This is a genomic window from Pantoea sp. CCBC3-3-1 (genome assembly GCF_007981265.1).
Taxonomy (GTDB): Bacteria; Pseudomonadota; Gammaproteobacteria; order Enterobacterales; family Enterobacteriaceae; genus Erwinia.
Genome location: NZ_CP034363.1, coordinates 1,623,756 through 1,640,411 on the forward strand (window position 1 = coordinate 1,623,756; position 16,656 = coordinate 1,640,411).

Annotated in this window: 11 protein-coding genes; 7 read left to right on the plus strand and 4 right to left on the minus strand. The window is 53.1% G+C overall.

What is annotated here, in order from left to right; genetic code table 11:
- Nucleotides 1-115: 115 nt before the first annotated feature.
- The 7 genes from cmoM (at nucleotide 116) to EHV07_RS07760 (ending at nucleotide 10,758) form a co-directional block, all read left to right on the plus strand.
- Nucleotides 116-904, plus strand: coding sequence for a tRNA uridine 5-oxyacetic acid(34) methyltransferase CmoM (gene cmoM, locus EHV07_RS07730; RefSeq protein WP_147196643.1), 789 nt, complete (start codon nucleotides 116-118; stop codon nucleotides 902-904).
- Nucleotides 897-2,219, plus strand: coding sequence for a chromosome partition protein MukF (gene mukF, locus EHV07_RS07735; protein WP_147196645.1), 1,323 nt, complete (start codon nucleotides 897-899; stop codon nucleotides 2,217-2,219). The genes cmoM and mukF overlap by 8 nt, the downstream gene beginning before the upstream one ends.
- A complete protein-coding gene (mukE, locus tag EHV07_RS07740; protein WP_147196647.1) occupies nucleotides 2,200-2,910 on the plus strand; it encodes a chromosome partition protein MukE in 711 nt (236 codons plus the stop codon). The genes mukF and mukE overlap by 20 nt, the downstream gene beginning before the upstream one ends.
- Entirely contained in the window at nucleotides 2,911-7,374 is a 4,464-nt protein-coding gene (gene mukB, locus EHV07_RS07745; RefSeq protein ID WP_147196649.1) for a chromosome partition protein MukB, read from the plus strand.
- A gap of 173 nt (nucleotides 7,375-7,547) precedes the next feature.
- Complete coding sequence (ldtD, locus tag EHV07_RS07750; RefSeq protein ID WP_147196652.1) at nucleotides 7,548-9,353, plus strand: L,D-transpeptidase; 1,806 nt, start codon at nucleotides 7,548-7,550, stop codon at nucleotides 9,351-9,353.
- A gap of 186 nt (nucleotides 9,354-9,539) precedes the next feature.
- Nucleotides 9,540-10,088, plus strand: a complete 549-nt coding sequence (locus EHV07_RS07755) for a YcbK family protein (RefSeq protein ID WP_147196654.1) — start codon at nucleotides 9,540-9,542, stop codon at nucleotides 10,086-10,088.
- A gap of 40 nt (nucleotides 10,089-10,128) precedes the next feature.
- Entirely contained in the window at nucleotides 10,129-10,758 is a 630-nt protein-coding gene (locus EHV07_RS07760; RefSeq protein ID WP_147196656.1) for an MBL fold metallo-hydrolase, read from the plus strand.
- Nucleotides 10,759-10,814: 56 nt separating this feature from the next.
- Here EHV07_RS07760 and EHV07_RS07765 read toward each other — a convergent pair whose 3' ends face one another.
- The 4 genes from EHV07_RS07765 to pncB form a co-directional block, all read right to left on the minus strand.
- Nucleotides 10,815-12,005: an amino acid aminotransferase gene (locus EHV07_RS07765; protein WP_147196659.1), complete on the minus strand. Its 1,191-nt coding sequence runs from the start codon at nucleotides 12,003-12,005 to the stop codon at nucleotides 10,815-10,817.
- A gap of 210 nt (nucleotides 12,006-12,215) precedes the next feature.
- Entirely contained in the window at nucleotides 12,216-13,367 is a 1,152-nt protein-coding gene (ompF, locus tag EHV07_RS07770) for a porin OmpF (RefSeq protein ID WP_305790947.1), read from the minus strand.
- A 301-nt stretch (nucleotides 13,368-13,668) separates the two neighbouring features.
- Nucleotides 13,669-15,069, minus strand: a complete 1,401-nt coding sequence (asnS, locus tag EHV07_RS07775; RefSeq protein ID WP_147196661.1) for an asparagine--tRNA ligase — start codon at nucleotides 15,067-15,069, stop codon at nucleotides 13,669-13,671.
- Between the two features lie 172 nt (nucleotides 15,070-15,241).
- Nucleotides 15,242-16,447: a nicotinate phosphoribosyltransferase gene (pncB, locus tag EHV07_RS07780; protein WP_147196663.1), complete on the minus strand. Its 1,206-nt coding sequence runs from the start codon at nucleotides 16,445-16,447 to the stop codon at nucleotides 15,242-15,244.
- Between the last annotated feature and the right edge of the window lie 209 nt (nucleotides 16,448-16,656).

Here is a 16,656-nt window from a genome sequence, read left to right on the forward strand (position 1 = left end):
CTTTTGTCCGAAAAAACGCCACCCGAGAGCGAAGCAGTGACGGAAAGGTTCATTCTCCGCCAGTGTATGCCAAAATAGCCGCCGGATTCACCTTTTGCCCAGCCCGGAGACCTTTATGCAGGACCGCAACTTTGATGATATCGCGGAAAAATTTTCGCAGAATATCTACGGTACCACCAAAGGCCGCATCCGCCAGGCCATTGTCTGGCAGGAGCTGGAAGCGATTTTAGCCACTCTGCCTACGGGTCCCCTTAAGGTACTGGATGCTGGTGGCGGCGAGGGGCAAATTGCCTGCGGCCTTGCCAGCCTCGGACACCAGGTCTTGCTCTGCGATTTATCTGAAGAAATGCTACAGCGCGCGCGCCTCAATGCCGAAGAAAAAGGTGTGAGCGAGCACATGCAATTTAAACAAATTAGCGCGCAACAGGTGGGTCAACATTTGGATCAGCCTGTCGATCTGGTATTGTTTCACGCTGTGCTGGAATGGGTCGCCGATCCTGAAGCCGTGCTGGCTGCGTTATACAACACGCTGGCACCCGGCGGCGTTCTTTCGCTGATGTTTTACAACCTCAACGGACTGATGATGCAAACGCTGGTGCTGGGCAATTTTGGCTATATGCAGGCCGATTTACGTAAGCGCAAACGCAAAACGCTGTCGCCTGACTATCCGCGAGAACCGGAGCAGGTTTATCGCTGGTTAAGCGAGGCCGGCTTTGAAATTGAAAATAAAGCTGGCGTGCGGGTTTTTCACGATTACATGCGTGACAAAAACAAGCAAACCGAAAGATTCGAAGAAATTCTGGCGCTGGAAAAACGCTTCTGCCGTCAGGAACCTTTTTTAAGTTTGGGCCGTTATATCCACGTTACCGCGCGGAAGCCCATAAACAGGACGAACCATGAGTGAATTTTCCCAGACAGTACCGGAACTGGTTGCCTGGGCGCGAAAAAATGACTTTTCCGTCTCGTTGCCCACCGAACGTCTGGCATTTTTGCTGGCAGTAGCCACCCTCAACGGCGAGCGCATGGATGGCGAAATGAGCGAGGGCGAACTGACAGATGCTTTCCGCCATGTCAGTGAAGGTTTTGAGCAGACCAGTGAAACCGTTGGCGTTCGTGCTAATAACGCGATCAACGATATGGTACGTCAGCGTTTACTTAACCGTTTCACCAGCGAACATGCGGAAGGTCATGCGATTTATCGACTGACGCCGCTGGCCATCGGCATTACGGATTATTACATCCGCCAGCGCGAATTCTCCACGTTGCGACTTTCCATGCAGCTGTCGATTGTGGCCGGTGAACTCAAACGCGCGGCCGATGCCGCCGATGAAGATGGTGATGATTTTCACTGGCATCGTAACGTTTTTGCGCCATTGAAATATTCCGTCGCGGAAATTTTCGACAGCATCGATATCACGCAGCGCATCATGGATGAGCAGCAGCAGGCGGTGAAAGACGATATCGCCCAGCTTTTAAACAAAGACTGGCGTGCAGCGATCTCCAGCTGTGAACTGTTGCTGAACGAAACGTCAGGTACGCTGCGCGAGCTACAGGATACGCTTGAAGCGGCTGGCGACAAGCTCCAGGCCAATCTGCTGCGCATTCAGGATGCCACGCTGAACAGCCCGGATCTGGGCTTTATCGACAAGCTGGTGTTCGATCTGCAAAACAAACTTGACCGCATTATCAGCTGGGGCCAGCAGGCGATTGACCTGTGGATCGGCTATGACCGTCACGTGCATAAATTTATCCGTACCGCGATTGATATGGATAAAAACCGCGTGTTCGCTCAGCGGCTGCGTCAGTCGGTGCAAAACTATTTCGATAATCCATGGGCGCTGACTTATGCCAACGCCGATCGCCTGTTTGACGTGCGCGATGAAGAACTGACGCTGCGTAATGAAGAAGTCACCGGCGAGCTGCCGTCCGAGCTTGAATACGAAGAATTTAATGAAATTCGTGAACAGCTGGCAGCCATGATTGAAGAGGCGCTGGCTATCTATAAGGCGCAGCAAAAACCCCTCAACCTGGGCATGGTAATGCGTGACTATCTGGCCCAGTATCCCCGTGCGCGTCATTTTGATGTCGCAAGAATTGTCGTCGATCAGGCCGTGCGTTTAGGCGTGGCCGAAGCAGATTTCTCCGGCCTGCCCGCAGAGTGGCAGGTCATTAATGATTACGGAGCCAAGGTACAGGCGCATGTCATCGATAAATATTGAACAAGTAATGCCGGTTAAGCTGGCGATGGCGCTGGCTAATCCGATTTTTCCGGCGCTGGACAGTCAGCTTCGCGCCGGTCGCCATATTGGCATTGAAGAATTAGACAATCATGCCTTTTTGATGGACTACCAGGAGTACCTGGAAGAGTTCTATCACCGCTATAACGTGGAGCTGATCCGCGCGCCGGAAGGTTTCTTTTATTTGCGTCCGCGTTCCACCACGCTGATCCCGCGTTCGGTGCTTTCCGAGCTGGACATGATGGTGGGAAAAATCCTCTGCTACCTCTATCTCAGCCCTGAGCGCCTGGCCAATGAAGGGATTTTTACCCAGCAGGAACTGTATGACGAACTGCTGTCGCTGGCGGACGAAAACAAACTGCTGAAGCTGGTGAACCAGCGCTCAACGGGTTCTGACCTCGATCGACAGAAGCTACAGGAAAAAATGCGTGCCTCGCTAAGCCGCCTGCGCCGTCTGGGCATGGTGTGGTTTATGGGTAATGACAGCAGTAAATTTCGCATTATGGAATCCGTTTTCCGCTTTGGGGCCGATGTCCGCAGTGGCGACGATGTCCGTGAAGCGCAGCTTCGCATGATCAGAGACGGCGAAGCAATGCCGACCGAAAGCGCGCGTGCATTACAAGATGACAGCGAAGAGGACAGCAACGGGTCCGATAACGCGGAGAATGAGTAAATGATTGAACGCGGAAAGTTTCGCTCCCTGACGCTGGTTAACTGGAACGGTTTTTTTGCCCGCACCTTCGATCTGGACGAGCTGGTGACCACGCTCTCTGGCGGTAACGGTGCCGGTAAATCCACGACCATGGCGGCGTTTGTTACTGCACTGATCCCAGACCTGACACTGCTGCATTTCCGTAACACCACGGAAGCGGGCGCGACCTCGGGTTCGCGAGACAAAGGCCTGCACGGTAAATTACGGCCGGGCGTCTGTTATGCCGCGCTTGACGTAGTGAACTCGCTTCATCAGCGCGTTATCGTTGGGGTACGGTTACAGCAGGTTGCCGGCCGCGATCGCAAAGTGGATATTAAGCCTTTCAGTATCCATGGCCTGCCAATGTCGCTCAACCCGACCGAAGTGCTGACTGAAACGGTCAACGCGCGTCAGGCGCGCGTTTTACCGCTTAGCGAACTGAAAGATAAGTTCGAAGCGATGGAAAGCGTGCAGTTTAAACAGTACAACTCGATTGCCGATTATCACTCGGTGATGTTCGATCTGGGCATCGTCGCGCGTCGCCTTCGTACGGCTTCTGACCGCAGCAAATATTACCGCCTGATTGAAGCGTCGCTCTACGGCGGTATCTCCAGTGCCATCACCCGCTCGCTGCGTGACTACCTGTTGCCGGAAAATGGCGGCGTGCGCAAGGCGTTCCAGGACATGGAAGCCGCACTGCGTGAAAACCGCATGACGCTGGAAGCGATTCGCGTCACCCAGTCCGACCGCGATCTGTTTAAGCATCTGATTACCGAAGCGACCAACTATGTGGCCGCCGACTATATGCGTCATGCCAATGAACGACGCATCCATCTCGATGGCGCCATCCAACAACGCAGCGAGCTGTTCGGCAGCCGTAAGCAGCTGGCGAGCGAGCAGTATCGTCACATTGAGATGGCTCGCGAACTGGCCGAGCATAACGGTGCGGAAAACGATCTGGAAACGGATTACCAGAGCGCCAGCGACCATCTCAATCTTGTGCAAACCGCAATGCGTCAGCAGGAAAAAATCGAACGCTACGAAGGCGATATCGATGAGCTGACCTACCGTCTGGAAGAGCAAAACGAGGTCGTAGCCGAAGCACGAGAAGTGCAGGAAGACAATGAAGCCCGTGCGGAAGCCGCCGAGCTGGAAGTGGATGAGCTGAAAAGCCAGCTGGCGGATTATCAGCAGGCGCTGGACGTCCAGCAAACCCGTGCAATTCAGTATCAACAGGCGCTGGGTGCCTTAAAACGCGCGCAGGAAATTTGTCAGATCCGCGATCTGAATATTGATAATGCAGATGAGTGGCAGGAAACCTTCCAGGCACGTGAGCAGGAGGCCACCGACCGGCTGCTGATGCTTGAGCAGAAGATGAGCGTGGCAGAAGCCGCGCACAGCCAGTTTGAACAGGCATTTGATTTAGTCACGCGCATTGGCGGATCGGTCAGCCGCAGCGATGCGTATCAAACCGGGCGCGAATTGCTGCGTGATGCCAGCAACCAGCGCTATCACGCTGAACAGCTGCAATCGCTGCGTTCGCGCCTGGCAGAAATGGAGCAGCGCCTGCGTGAACAGCAGGAAGCCGAGCGTTTGCTGAACGAGTTCTGCAAGCGTCACGGTCAGCAGTATGAGCCGGAAGATCTGGAAGCGTTGCAGCACGAGCTGGAAGCGCGAATTGAGCAACTGACGGAAAGCGTCTCGGACGCTGGCGAACGTCGGATGGCAATGCGTCAGGAGCTGGAACAGGTCAGCGACCGTATCGCTCGCCTGACCAGGCAGGCGCCACAGTGGCTGGCGGCGCAGGAAACGCTAACGCAGCTGAGTGAACAGACGGGCCAGGCGCTGGAAAACAGCCAGCAGGTCACTGAATTCATGCAGCAATTGCTGGAGCGTGAACGCGAAACTACTGTTGAACGTGACGAAGTCTCCGCGCGCAAACGCGAGATTGAAAATCAGATTGAGCGTCTGAGCCAGCCGGGCGGTGCGGATGACAGCCGCCTGAACAACCTGGCTGAACGTTTTGGCGGCGTGCTGCTTTCTGAAATCTACGATGATGTGACGATTGAAGATGCGCCTTATTTCTCCGCGCTTTACGGTCCGTCGCGTCACGCTATCGTGGTGCCCGATCTCTCGCTGGTGCGTGAGCAGCTGGATGGCCTGGAAGAGTGCCCGGAAGATCTTTACCTGATCGAAGGCGATCCGCAATCCTTTGACGACAGCGTCTTCAACGTTGAAGAGCTGCAACGGGCCGTGGTGGTCAAGGCGGGCGACCGTCAGTGGCGCTATTCACGTTTTCCAAAGGTGCCGCTGTTTGGCCGCGCTGCCCGTGAAAACCAGCTCGAACTGCTGCACGCGGAGCGTGAAATGCTGGCCGAGCGTTATGCCACCTTGTCCTTTGACGTGCAAAAAACGCAGCGACTGCATCAATCGTTCAGCCGCTTTATCGGTAGCCATCTTGGCGTGGCGTTTGAGGCAGATCCTGAAGCGGAAATGCGTCAGCTTAACGGCCGCCGTAACGAGCTGGAGCGCGCCCTCAGCGCTCATGAAAGTGAAAATCAGCAGCAGCGTCAGCAGTTTGAGCAGGCCAAAGAGGGCGTGGCTCAGCTGAACCGCCTGATGCCGCGTATCAGTCTGCTGCTGGATGAGACCTTACAGGATCGCTACGATGAAATCCTCGAGCGTCTGGATGAGGCACAGGAAGCCGCACGTTTCCTGCAACAGCATGCGGCTCACCTGGCAAAACTTGAGCCTTTACTGTCAGTATTGCAGAGCGATCCCGAGCAGCACGAACAGCTGAAGATGGACTATCAGCAGGCGCAGCAGACCCAGCGCGAAGCGCGCCAGCAGGCATTCGCCATTACCGAAGTTGTTCAGCGCCGCACGCACTTTAGCTACGTTGATTCTGCCGGAATGCTGGACGGCAACAGCGATCTGAATGAAAAACTGCGTCGTCGTCTTGAGCAGGCCGAATCGGAGCGTGCCCGTGCCCGTGAACGATTGAAAGGCCATCAGGCGCAGCTTACGCAATATTCTCAGGTGCTGGCCTCGCTGAAAAGTTCGTATGATGCCAAGCGCGACATGCTGAAAGAGTTGCAGCAGGAAATGCAGGATATCGGCGTGCAGGCGGATGCCAGCGCCGAAGAACGTGCCCGTCTGCGACGCGACGAACTCTACTCCTCGCTGACTAACAACCGCGCCCGCCGCAATCAGCTGGAGAAGCAACTGACCTTCTGCGAAGCAGAAATGGATGCACTGCAGAAAAAACTGAAGCGCGTAGAGCGCGACTACCATCAGAGCCGTGAGCAGGTGGTGAACGCCAAAGCCGGATGGGTGGCAGTGCTGCGCATGGTGAAAGACAATGGAGTGGAACGTCGTCTGCATCGCCGCGAGCTGGCTTATCTGGGCGGTGATGAACTCCGTTCCATGTCGGATAAGGCGTTAGGTGCGCTACGCCTGGCGGTTGCGGATAACGAACATCTGCGCGATATCCTGCGGATGTCCGAAGATCCTAAGCGTCCTGAACGAAAAATTGAATTCTTCATTGCCGTTTACCAGCATCTGCGTGAACGTATTCGTCAGGATATTATTCGCACCGACGATCCGGTCGAAGCGATCGAGCAGATGGAAATCGAGCTGAACCGCCTGAGCGAGGAGCTCACGGCGCGTGAAAAAACGTTGGCTATCAGCTCACGCAGCGCCGCCAACATCATTCGCAAAACGATTCAGCGCGAGCAGAACCGGATTCGCCAGCTGAACCAGGGCCTGCAAAGCGTGAGCTTCGGTCAGGTGCAAAGCGTACGTCTTAACGTAAACGTGAGGGAGTCGCATTCAACGCTGCTGGACGTGCTGTCGGAACAGCACGAACAGCATCAGGACCTGTTTAACAGCAATCGTCTGACCTTCTCTGAGGCACTGGCTAAGCTCTATCAGCGTCTGAATCCGCAGATCGATATGGGGCAGCGTACGCCGCAAACGATCGGCGAGGAACTGCTGGATTACCGCAACTATCTGGAAATGGAAGTTGAGGTTAATCGCGGTTCAGACGGCTGGCTGCGTGCGGAAAGCGGGGCGCTTTCAACGGGCGAAGCGATTGGTACCGGGATGTCGATTCTGGTGATGGTGGTGCAAAGCTGGGAAGAAGAGTCTCGCCGTCTGCGCGGCAAAGATATCTCTCCTTGCCGACTGCTATTCCTCGATGAAGCCGCGCGTCTGGATGCGAAATCTATCGCTACGCTGTTTGAACTTTGCGATCGGCTTGAGATGCAGTTAATCATTGCTGCGCCGGAAAATATCAGTCCGGAAAAAGGTACCACCTACAAGCTGGTGCGTAAGGTGATTAATAATACCGAGCACGTGCATGTCGTTGGACTGCGTGGATTTGCGGCGGAACCGGCAACAAGAAATACGCTGGAAGAGTCAGAGGAGCAGCCGCTCACTCTGTGATAAAAATGGTCCGGTTTTTACAGCAGTATTGATAGTAAAAAGCGGCCACAGCGATTAATCTGTTACACGGCATTTGCTGCACCGCGGCAAGTGCCGTTTTCTTTTCTATACTGTTAACAATGACTAATCAACAGATGGTCATCGTCTGTTCCGACACGCTAAGGAGGCAAGGGATGTTGCTGACAAAACACGCTATAAGGTTATGGTCGGGCTGTTGCCTGACACTGTTACTCGGACAGACGCTACCGGCAGCTGCGGCTACGCCTTCCTATGCTGCGCCGGTAAACACTATCGTCTCTGTTTCTCATGCCCAGTCACGGTTACAGGCGTTATTTGCGACCGGCTATCGTCCATTTTATTTGAAAACGCTCGCGCCACTGTATGCGGCTTATGATATGCAGCCTATGTGGCAGGATCGTGAAGCCGTGCAGCAATTTCAGCAGCAGCTGGCCGAGGTTGCTATCTCAGGCGTTCAGCCGCAGTTTACCCAATGGGTGAGGCTGCTAACCGACCCATCCGTTACCGGGCTTGCTCGCGATGTGGTGTTGTCAGATGCCATGCTGGGATACCTGCAGTTTGTTTCGACAGTGCCAGCAAAAGGGGAAACCTGGCTCTACAGCAACGTCCCTTACAAACTGGACGTCCCTGCATTATCCATCATTAATCAATGGCAGCAGGCAGTACAGCACGGTGCAACCAGCGTATTTGTCGCTTCGCTGGTGCCGCAGCATCCCCAGTATGCGTTAATGCATCAGGCGTTAAAAAAGCTGCTGGCTGATAACCGGCCATGGCCGCAGCTCGCCAGCCGTCAAACGCTGCGTCCCGGTCAGATCAGTGACGACATGCCTGCCTTACGCGAAATTTTGCAGCGAACCAACATGCTGACGCCGGGCAACGACGCCCCTAAACCTGATGACGATGCGGTGCCAACGACTGCGGTACCGGCTTCTGTAGTCGATGAGGATGCGGTAGTGAGCCCTTCTGCCGCGCCAGTAGCTGAAAGCACGCAGGCAAACACGCCAGAACCTGCCGGAGAGGTGAACGGCAGTGCTCTGCCAGCAAATCCGGGGCAGATCTATTCCGCTGAACTGGTGGAAGGCGTGAAGCGTTTCCAGCGCTGGCAGGGATTGGAAGCGGATGGCGCTATTGGTCCACGTACGCGGGAATGGCTGAACGTTTCGCCACAGCTACGGGCCTCTCTGCTGGCACTGAATATCCAGCGCTTGCGGCTGCTGCCGGATGATATGCACAACGGGATTATGGTTAATATTCCCAACTTTTCGTTGATCTATTATCTGAACGGAAGTCAGATTCTGGCATCGAGAGTGATTGTTGGCCGTCCCGATCGAAAAACGCCGTTGATGCGCAGTGCGTTGAATAATGTGGTACTGAATCCGCCGTGGAACGTGCCGACTTCACTGGTTCGTCAGGACATTATTCCGAAGGTTAAGCAGGATCCGGCTTACCTGTTCAAACACAACTATACGCTGCTTTCTGGCTGGAGCAGTGATGCAGAGGTGATCGATCCTTCAATGATCGACTGGCATATGGTTTCGGCAGCCTCTTTCCCTTACCGGGTTCGCCAGGCGCCAGGCGCGACCAACTCGCTCGGCCGCTACAAGTTTAATATGCCAAGTTCAGACGCTATTTATCTGCACGACACGCCAAATCATAATCTGTTCCAGAAAGATATTCGGGCGCTCAGTTCCGGATGCGTGAGGGTAAATAAGGCTTCCGATCTGGCAAATCTACTGCTGCAGGATGCGGGTTGGAACGATTCACGTATTTCAAACACCCTGAAAGAGGGCGACACGCGCTACGTCTCTATTCGCCATCGCATCCCGGTGAACCTTTATTACCTGACCGCCTGGGTCGCTGACGATGGTAAAACGCAGTTTCGTACAGATATTTACAATTATGACATGACGGCGCGTTCAGGCGCACAGGTGTTAGCAAAGGCGGGCCAGCTGTTACTCTAGTTTTTGATTCTTCACGCTTTACTTTTCTCCGATTGCGTCCTGCATCGGAACGGGCACGGCAGGGACTTTAGGAAATGCCGTGCCCGTCACACTTCGTCGGTTGACGCAGCATTTTTACCCAGTTAAGGTTCGGGACGGTGACTATTTTCACCCTTTCAGAACATTTTAGCCGGGTAATACAGATTAATGGATAAATTCGACTCTCATCGCCGCAAATTGCTGGCCCTGGGCGGTTGCGCGTTAGGTTTGTCGCTGCTTCCGGGACAGGCGTTCGCTTCGCTGTCCACCTCTCGTCCAAGGGTTTTAACGCTGAATAACTTGCACACCGGAGAAAACCTCAAAACGGAATTCTTTAACGGTAAAAGCTATGACAAGGACGAGTTAACGCGCCTAAACCATTTTTTCCGTGATTATCGTGCCAACCAGATCAAAAGCATCGATCCGCACCTGTTCGATCAGCTTTACCTGCTCCAGGCCATGCTGAATACGCGCAAGCCAGTGCAGCTGATTTCAGGCTACCGCACGCTGGCAACCAATAATTCTCTCCGTTCACACGGCTCTGGCGTAGCAAAACACAGTTATCATACGCGGGGCCAGGCAATGGATTTTCATATCGAGGGCATCGCCCTGAGCAATGTACGCAAAGCGGCGCTTTCCATGAAAGCGGGTGGTGTAGGATACTACCCAAGCAGTAACTTTGTGCATATTGATACCGGGCCGGCGCGGCACTGGTAAGATGAAATTCCGGCCCGTGGGCTGGTGGTAATGGAGCATTATGGAATATCAAATCATACCGGTAACGGCATTCTCACAGAACTGTTCGTTAATCTGGTGTTCGGAAACGTTGCAGGCCGCAATCGTCGATCCGGGCGGTGATGCAGAAAAAATTCAGGCCAGCGTGAAAGCAAAGGGCGTGGCGGTCACTCAAATTTTGTTGACCCATGGCCATCTTGACCATGTTGGCGCAGCAGCAGAACTGGCTGCTTTCTATAATGTTCCGATTATTGGGCCCCATAAAGCTGACGCTTTCTGGCTGGAAAACCTGCCTGCGCAAAGCCAGATGTTTGGCTTTCCTGAGTGCGCTCCGCTATTGCCCGATCGCTGGCTGGAGGAGGGCGAAAAAGTCCAGACAGGAAATATCACTTTTGAGGTTCTGCTCTGCCCGGGACACACGCCGGGGCACATCGTCTTTTTCGATCCGGCTTCGCGGATTTTGATATCAGGAGATGTGATCTTTAACGGCGGCGTAGGACGAACAGACTTCCCGCAGGGCAGCCACGATGATCTGATTCATGCCATCAAACACAAACTTCTCCCGTTAGGAGATGACGTGACGTTCCTGCCGGGCCACGGTCCGATGTCGACGCTGGGCCGCGAAAGAATAGCGAATCCTTTTTTGCAGTAACGGGACAGCATGAAATAAAAAAGCCTGCATTGAGCAGGCTTTTTTTTGCACGCAATTTACAGCACGGCGACGATGGCTTCGCACAGTGGCGACATATTATCTGGCGTCATGCCTGCGACATTCACACGGCCTGAATTAACGGCATACACACCAAATTCTTCACGTAATCTGATGACCTGATCCTTGCTCAGCCCGCTGAACGAGAACATGCCGTTTTGGTTAATAATGAAGCTGAAATCGCCCTTAGCTCCTTTCTCCTGCAACGTATTAACAAACAGCTGACGCATGCGGTGAATGCGCTGACGCATATCGGTCAGCTCCTGCTCCCAGAGCGTACGTAACGTCTCGTTGCTGAGGATGGTGGCGACAACGGCCGCACCGTGCGCCGGTGGGTTTGAATAGTTGGCGCGGATGGTGGCTTTGACCTGGCTGAAAGCGGTATCAGCAATGCTGGCTTCACTGGCTACCAGCGTAAAAGCACCCACGCGCTCGTTATACAAACCAAAGTTTTTTGAATAAGAGCTGGCCACGATCAGTTCCTGATGACTTGCCGCGAAAATGCGCAGGCCTTCGGCGTCCTCTTCCAGCCCACGGGCAAAGCCCTGGTAGGCGAAATCGAACAGCGGTAGCCAGCCGTTAGCCAGCGACAGCTCAGCCAGCTGCGCCCACTGCTCAGCAGTAGGGTCGATGCCGGTTGGGTTATGGCAGCAGCCGTGAAACAGCACAACGTCACCCGCTTTAGCTTCACGCAGCGAGTTCAGCATGCCGTCAAAATCCAGTCCATGAGCGGCGGCGTCGTAATACTGATATTCAACGACTTCCAGACCGGCAGCGGCAAAAACGTTTTTGTGGTTTGGCCAGCTTGGATTACTGACCCAGATGCGTTTAGCGCTGGTCTGGGTGGCGATGAAATCGGCAGCAATACGCAGAGCACCCGTACCGCCAGGCGTCTGTGCAGTACGTGCACGCTTGTCTTGCAGAATGGCATTCTCTTTACCGAACAGCAGCGCCTGAGTACATTTGCCAAAATCGGCGATGCCGTCGATGCTCAGATAATTTTTAGTCGTTTCATTTTCCAGCAGGTACTGCTCGGCTTTTTTTACGCTGGTCAGCACCGGGGTTTGCCCGGTTTCGTCTTTATACACGCCAATGCCGAGATTGATTTTATTAGGGCGTTCATCGGCGCGGAAAAGGTCGGCAAGGCCAAGGATAGGATCTGCGGCAGCAGCTGCAATGCGTTCAAACATAATGGAAGTCCGTTAGCTTAATCTGAAACGAAGTGGGTTTTCAGATTACCGCCGCCGTAACAAAATTGCCAACCGTTTGCGTGAAAAAGTGGATTAATAGCAGGAAGTTTTGAGGACAGGCAGGCGAGCGACATTTATTTCAGAGATAAAAAAACGGGGCCGAAGCCCCGTTTTTCGTGTTGGCCGGAGGATAAATCCTCAGGCCCGCAATTAGAACTGGTAAACCAGACCTACTGCCACGGTGTCGTCGGTGTTCAGACCCAGTGGATTGTTGTCATCCAGCAGGTTGATCTGATAGTCAACGTAGGTAGACATGTTTTTGTTGAAGTAGTAGGTTGCGCCCACATCAACGTATTTGATCAGGTCAGCATCGCCAACGCCTTCAATATCCTTGCCTTTAGACTGCACGTAGGCAACGGATGGACGCAGACCGAAGTCAAACTGATACTGAGCGACTAATTCAATGTTCTGCGCTTTGTTAGCGAACGATGCGATTGACGCATCGCTGCCGTCAGAGAAGGTTCCGCTGTAAGAGATTGGCGTTGCGTTACGGGTTTCGCCGTACATTGCCGCCAGGTAAACGCTGTTAGCGTCATATTTCAGCGCGGTTGCCCATGCTTCAGCACGTTTGCCTGCGCCGCTGTTGTTAATAGTAATGGTATCAGCACTATCTTTAGAGTTCACTGCGGTACGAACACCAGCTGCCTGTGCATTAGTACGGTCATAAGAACCGTAAGCACCCGATACGCCTACACCGATTGGAGAGGTGTAGCTGGTAGACAACGCATAGCCGTCGCCGTTAGCACGACGGGTATCATCACGATCGTTCTTGCCCTGGTACTGTACAGCGAAGTCCCAGCCGTCAACCAGGCCGAAGAAGTTGGTGTTACGGTAGGTCAGAACGCCGGTAGTACGGCCGCCCAGGACGCCCAGGTCAGTATAAGCAGAGTCGCCACCGAATTCTGGCAGCATATCGGTCCAGCCCATTGGATCGTACAGCAGGCTGTAGTTACGGCCGTAGTCAATAGAGCCAAATTCAGCGAATTTCAGACCGGCGAAGCCCAGACGCGTTTTGTTACCGTCCTGCGCGTCTGAACCTTCTGAATTAGAAGCGTTAGCATTGTATTCCCACTGGCCGTAACCGGTCAGCTGGTCGTTAATCTGGGTTTCACCTTTGAAACCAAAGCGCACATAACTCTGGTCGCCGTCGTTGCCGTCATTATCAGAGAAGTAATGCAGACCAACTGCTTTGCCATAGAGGTCCAGCTTATTGCCGTCTTTATTATAAATTTCTGCTGCATTGGCTGCACCAGCGGCTAAAAGTGCTGGGATAACCAGTGCCAGAATGTTGCGCTTCATCATTATTTATTACCCTCATTGGAGTTATTTGGACACCTGCCACTGCCGTCAACAATTCTTTACAGAACCCTGAACCGAGTTTGGTGTCTTCCTGTGTCTGCACGCATCTTTCCATTCAGCGGTCGGTTAATCTACTCCGAAAATGCTACTAATCTCCTATTCTGGTTACAGGAGGAAAATATGTATTTCAAAATGTAAAATACAGGGAACTTTGTGAAGCATCTCATAATTTACAAAAATAAAAAAAGGCCAGCGAGGCTGACCTTTGTTATATATATGAATTTCTTATATTTAATGCCGAAAATCAGAAGCTGGCATTACGCGGTGTTCTTGGGAATGCAATCACGTCACGAACATTTTGCACGCCAGTAACATAAGCAATCAGGCGTTCGAACCCTAAGCCAAATCCTGAATGAGGGACTGTGCCATAGCGACGCAGATCGCGATACCACCAATAATCTTCTTTATTCAGACCCATTTCAGCCAGTCGCGCATCCAATACATCCAGACGCTCTTCACGCTGTGAACCGCCGATGATTTCACCAATGCCAGGTGCAAGAACATCCATAGCAGCCACGGTTTTACCATCGTCGTTCAGGCGCATGTAAAAGGCCTTGATGTCTTTTGGATAGTTTTTAACAACCACCGGCGCTTTGAAGTGTTTCTCTGCCAGATAACGCTCGTGTTCAGAAGAGAGATCGATGCCCCAGGAAACCGCATTTTCAAACTTTTCGCCACAGGCTTTCAGAATTTCGACGGCTTCGGTGTAATCCACCTGAGCAAAGTCTGTGGTTACAAATTGCTCAAGGCGTGAAATGGCTTCTTTGTCTACGCGCTCAGCGAAGAAGGCCATATCGTCAGCACGCTCTTCCAGAACGGCTTTGAACACATACTTCAGCATCGCTTCCGCTAATGCGGCATTATCTTCCAGATCGGCAAAGGCGACTTCCGGTTCAAGCATCCAGAATTCGGCCAGATGGCGGCTGGTATTTGAGTTTTCCGCACGGAAGGTGGGGCCAAAGGTATAGATTTTAGAAATTGCGCTGGCATAGGTTTCGCCGTTCAGCTGACCGGAAACGGTCAGGAAGGCTTCTTTGCCAAAAAAGTCTTCGTCATAATTGACTTTGCCTTCCGGCGTGCGCGGCAGGTTTTCCATATCCAGCGTAGAAACGCGGAACATTTCGCCAGCACCTTCGGTATCGGAGGCGGTAATCAGCGGTGTGGAAACCCAGAAAAAGCCTTGCTCATCAAAGAAACGATGCAGCGCCTGAGCCAGCGTGTGACGAACGCGAGCAACAGCACCAATCAGGTTGGTGCGCGGGCGCAGGTGAGCCACTTCACGCAGGTATTCAATGCTGTGACGCTTGGCAGCCATTGGATAGGTATCAGGATCGTCAACCCAGCCGACAACTTCAACGGCCGTGGCCTGAATCTCGAAGCTCTGGCCTTCGCCCGGAGATTCAACCACTTTACCGGTAATCATCACGGAACAGCCGGTAGTCAGACGCAGCACTTCTTCCTGATAATTATTCAGAGAATTATTGACGACAGCCTGGACGGGATTAAAGCAGGAGCCGTCATATACGGCGATAAAGGAAATACCGGCTTTTGAATCTCTTCGGGTACGTACCCAACCGCGAACGGTGACTTCGCTGTCAACCGCGACCCGGCCGTGCAGTAAATCCGCTACAGGCACAACGCTCATATAAAGTCTCTCTTTTCATCAGAATTAGAAATATCCCCGAAAATCGGGGTATGGCTATGTTACTTGCCGACGGACGAGACACAAGCAGAATTCGTTGTAATGAGGGAGATTTATTGCGTCAAAGCGGAAGAGAGGAGAAGAGGGGGGGCGCCTCTTCTCCCTGAGCTATTCACTAGCTGGCTTTTTTCACCAGCGGCAAATCAAAGGCTTTTCGCAAAGCGCGGACGAAAGCTTTATCCTGACAAATTGTTTTGCCCGGGCTGTCGGAGAGTTTAGCAACCGGCTTGCCGTTACATTCCACCAGCTTGATCACGATATTAAGCGGCTTGACCTGAGGGATATCGCAGGTCAGACGCGTACCGATACCAAAGATGACGTTGGCCCGCTGTCCAAAGTGGCGATAGAGGTCGAGCGCTTTATCCAAATCAAGATTATCGGAAAAGACCAGCGTCTTGCTTTGAGGATCAATGCCCAGCTTTTGGTAATGGGCGATAGCTTTTTCGCCCCATTCAACCGGATCGCCCGAATCATGGCGCAAACCCTGATAGCTGCTGGCGAAGTGCTGGCCGAAATCACGCAGGAAAGCGTCCATGGTGATACAGTCAGTCAGGGCAATGCCCAGGCTGTCAGGATATTCCTCCAGCCATGCCTGAAGCGCTGCGCGCTGGCTGTTCGCCAACACCGGGCTGATTTGTTGATGTGCCTGGAACCATTCGTGAGCCTGAGTCCCCACCGGCGCCAGCTGTAACTGACGGGCAACATCATAATTGCTGGAACCAACCAGCCACGGAAAATCTGCTTTCAGCGTGCTGACAATTGCCATCTGCACATCGCGTGAAAAACGGCGGCGCGTCCCAAAATCCATCAGCTTAAAGCGTGACATATCTAAATCGTTGGTCAGCGTGCTGAAACCAGCCAGCTTGCTTTGCAATCGTTCGACGGCCATCTCTGGCTGCACGGTTGGCGAGCGATGGCGGTGAACCACTTCACTGATCAGCGCCAGCAGAGGGACTTCCCACAGAATCACTTCCAGCCAGGGGCCGGCAATACGGATATCGAGCTTGCCCTGATGATTACGCACGCGGACCTGAGAGGGGTCGTAACGGAATTGCCGTAGCCACTGGAGGTAATCCGGCGTAAAAAAGGGCAGCCCGGAAAGGTATTCAGCTTCTTCGCTGGTGAGCGCCAGCGACTGCATCATACTAATCTGACTCGAAATTTCATCAGCGTAGATGCCGAGAAGATCGTCACCCCGGCAGCGAAACTCCGCTACGACGGAAACCTTCTGATAACGATGAAATACCGCCTGTTGCATATGCAACTTGTAGGCATCGGTGTCCAGCAATGTGGTCAGTATCGGGGAAGCATGTCGTGTCATGGTGCGTTTCAGCATCCTCTGGCGAAGAGCGTTATCCCTGGTTAAAAAAAAGGAAAAGACGCAGGAGTATAACTTGAATACTCATTTATTGAACCCGATCACAGCACAATTCAGCAGGGCAGGTCGAGGGCAATCTGTGCGCTTGTTAATGGAATGTATATTTTAACCGCATTATTCACCGCAGAACCGCATTCTCCGTGGCAACATTA